The 3688-nt window shown below is 67.9% G+C and carries 2 protein-coding genes and 1 pseudogene; 2 read left to right on the forward strand and 1 reads right to left on the reverse strand.

Annotated features, from left to right (window positions below; genetic code table 11):
• Positions 1-2730, reverse strand: a 2730-nt coding sequence (locus AC27IQ_RS20245) for a DNA topoisomerase III (protein ID WP_487090566.1), incomplete at its 3' end; no start/stop codon positions are given.
• A gap of 100 nt (positions 2731-2830) precedes the next feature.
• On the opposite strand from AC27IQ_RS20245, the gene AC27IQ_RS20250 reads away from it, so the two are divergent.
• Together AC27IQ_RS20250 and AC27IQ_RS20255 are read left to right on the forward strand one after the other, a co-directional pair.
• Positions 2831-3481, forward strand: coding sequence for an SET domain-containing protein (locus AC27IQ_RS20250; protein WP_487090567.1), 651 nt, complete (start codon positions 2831-2833; stop codon positions 3479-3481).
• Between the two features lie 24 nt (positions 3482-3505).
• A pseudogene (locus AC27IQ_RS20255) lies at positions 3506-3688 on the forward strand (biotin--[acetyl-CoA-carboxylase] ligase); the annotation flags it as partial.

Consider the following 3688-nt stretch of genomic DNA (forward strand, 5'->3'; position numbering starts at 1 on the left):
CGCGGGCTTGCGCGGCGCCTTGGGTGCGGCCGGGGCCTTCTTGGCGGCGGCTTTGGCAGCGGTCTTGGCGGCAGGCTTTGCCGCCTTCTTGGCCGCGGCCGACGTCTTGGCGGCCGCGCCTGCGCCGGCCTTTGCAGCGAACGTCTTGCGCGGCGGGAATTTGCTCTCGCGCTGCTCGAACTCGAAGTTCACCTTGCCCGCCTCCTTGTCCCAGGCGAGGAACGCCTTGAACGCCCGGCGCGTGCGCATGCTCACGAACTTGTCGAGCAGATCGGTCTTGCCAGTGGCCAGCAGCTTGCTCATCTGCGCGCGCTCCACGGGCTGCTGCAGGATGATCTTGCCGCTCTTGAAGGTGCAGCTGGGCGTGGGCTGCGCCGCCGTGGGCACGGCCTTGCTGCACACGTAGTTGCTGCCGTGCTCGTACACGGGCGCGCCGCACACCGGGCAGGCGCCCAGGCTTTCCTGGTCCGAGAAATCGACCAGCTCGCCCGATTCCTCGGCGTTCTTGTCGTCGCCGAAATCGAACTCCAGCTTGTAGTTGTGCGCCTCGTCGTCGTAGACGATGCCCACCTCGGCCGTGAAGGGCCAGCCGGCCTTGGAGCGAAAACCCTCCAGCGGGCCGATCTTCTTGTCGCGCAGCAGCTGGTCGGCCTCGGCGGTCTCGAAGGTGCGGCCGGCCGGCGACTTGCCGAACGAGAAGCCGCAGGCGTCCGAGCCGTCGCCGGCCTTGCCCACGCAGGCGTAGCGGCGGTAGTTCTCCTTGACCACGCCGCCGCAGTTGGGGCACGGCGCCGAGAGCGTGGCGTAGTCGCCGGGAATGGTGTCGCGGTCGTATTCCTTGGCCTTCTTGACCATGCGCTCGGTCATCCGGGCGATGTCGGCCATGAAGGCCTCGCGGCTGAGCAGGCCCTTTTCCATCTGCGAGAGCTTGAACTCCCAGTCGCCCGTGAGGTCGGCGCGGCACAGTTCCTCGACCTCCAGCCCGCGCAGCAAGGTCATGAGCTGGAAGGCCTTGGCCGTGGGGATCAGCTCGCGGCCCTCGCGCAGCATGTACTTTTCGGTCAGCAGCCCTTCGATGATGGCCGCGCGCGTGGCCGGGGTGCCCAGGCCCTTTTCCTGCATGGCCGAGCGCAGCTCCTCATCGTCGATCTGCTTGCCCGCGCTTTCCATGGCGCCCAGCAGCGTGGCTTCGGAGTAGCGCGCGGGCGGCTTGGTCTTGAGGCCCTTGGGCTCCACGAAGTCGGTGCGCACCATCTCGCCGGGCTGCACGGGCACGAGGTTCTGGCCCTTGTCGCCTTCCTTGGCGCCCTCCACCTCGTCGGCGGCCTCCTTGCCGTAGATGGCCAGCCAGCCGGGCCGCACCAGCACCTTGCCCTCGGTCTTGAAATGGTGGTTGACCACTTGGCTCACCCGCGTGGTGACCATGTATTCGGCACTCGGGAAGAACACCGCCATGAAGCGGCGCACCACCAGGTCGTACAGCTTCTGCTCGGCCTCGGACAGCCCGCTCGGGGCCTGCAGCGTGGGGATGATGGCGAAGTGATCGCTGACCTTGCTGTTGTCGAAGATGCGCTTGTTGGGCTTCACATAGTTGCCGTCCAGCGCTTGGCTGGCAAAGGGCGCCAGGTGGCGCATGCCGCTCGTGGCCAGCATGCCGAAGGTATCGCGTGCCACGGGCAGGTAGTCCTCGGGCAGGGCGCGCGAGTCAGTCCGCGGGTAGGTCAGGGCCTTGTGGCGCTCGTACAGGCTTTGCGCCAGGGCCAGCGTGGTCTTGGCGCTGAAGCCGAACTTGCCGTTGGCCTCGCGCTGCAGGCTGGTCAGGTCGAACAGCAGGGGCGAGGACTGCGAGGTGGGCTTGGATTCCTCGGTGACGCTGGCCGCCTTGCCGCGCACCGCATCGGCGATGGCCACGGCGTCGGCATGGTTCCAGATCCGGTCGGCCTTCGCCTCGGGGTCTTCGCTCTTCTTCCACTGGGGGTTGAACCACTTGCCCAGGTACTCGCCCGCCTCGGCATGGAAGCCCGCGTGCACTTCCCAATAGTCGCGGCTCACGAACTTGCGGATCTTTTCCTCGCGCTCGACCACCAGCGACAGCGTGGGCGTCTGCACCCGGCCCACGGTGGTGAGGAAGAACCCGCCGTCGCGCGAGTTGAAGGCCGTCATGGCCCGCGTGCCGTTGATGCCCACCAGCCAGTCGGCCTCGGAGCGGCTGCGCGCGGCGTGGGCCAGGCCCTGCATCTGCTGCTCGGAGCGCAGTGCCTCGAAGCCGTCGCGGATGGCCTGCGGCGTCATCGACTGCAGCCACAGGCGCTTGACCGGCTTGCCCAGTCCCTTGCCGTCGGGCTTGGAGCCGCCGGCGTACTGCTCGATCAGCCGGAAGATCAGCTCACCCTCGCGGCCCGCGTCGCAGGCGTTGATGAGCTGGGTGACGTCCTTGCGCTTGGCCTGCCGCACCACGGCCGACAGGCGGCTCTTGGTCTTGTCCACGGGCTTCAGGTCGAAATACGGCGGGATCACGGGCAGGTGGGCGAAGCTCCACTTGCCGCGCTTGACGTCGAATTCCTCGGGCGCCTGGATCTCCACCAGGTGGCCCACCGCGCTGGTGACCACGTAGCGGTCGTTCTCGAAATGGTCCTCGTGCTTGTCGAACTTGCCCGCCACGGGGGTGAGCGCGCGCACGATGTCCTGGGCCACCGAGGGTTTTTCTGCAATTACCAGTGTCTTGGTCATGTTGTGGGTTTCGCCGTTGAAAGGCGCTTCTACAATCCGCTTCTCACACGCGTACACGCGCACGCGCCTGTGTGCCTATTCAAACTAACAGAGTTTTGCCATGCCCCGCACCGCATCGCCCGCAGCCCCCCCGTCCGCACCGGGGCGCCGCCTCCAGACCCGGCGCTCGGGCGTGCATGGCAAGGGCGTCTTCGCCGTGCAGGATATCGCCGAAGGCGAAGTGCTCATCGAATACACGGGCGAGGTCATCAGCTGGCAGGAGGCCCAGGACCGGCACCCGCACGATCCCGCGCAGCCCAACCATACCTTTTACTTCCACGTGGATGAAGACCACGTGATCGACGCAAAGTTCGGCGGCAATTCATCGCGCTGGATCAATCACAGCTGCGACCCCAACTGCTTCGCCGACGAACAGGACGGCCGGATCTTCATCACCGCCCTGCGCAACATCGCCGCGGGCGACGAGCTGAACTACGACTACGGCCTCATCATCGAAGAGCGCTACACCCCCAAGCTCAAGGCCGAATACCCCTGCTGGTGCGGCAGCGCCAACTGCCGGGGCACGCTGCTGGCGCCCAAGCGCGGCTGGGCGCCGCCGGGCATGGCGCCTGAAAAGCAGGCCAAGGCGGACAAGGCTGCCAAGGACGCCGAGCGCGGCAAGGCCGTCCGCCAAGCCAACAGGGCATCGCCCGCCACCGAAACCGCCACGCCGCCCCCACCGGGCCGCAAGGCGCGGAGCCCCCGCCGGTGACCGGCCGCTCCCCCGACGCCCCCCATCCGCTGGCCCGCCGAGGCCATCTGGGAAGCCGTGGCCCCCGTGCTGCCGGGCTTCACCGTGGAGGTGCTGCCGAGCGTCGACTCCACCAACACCGAACTCATGCGCCGCGCCCGCGCGGGCCTGGCCGAGCCCCACCCTGCTCGTGGCCGAGCTGCAGACCGCCGGCCGCGGGCGGCTGGG

This window comes from Acidovorax sp. KPB24-07, assembly GCF_057543315.1.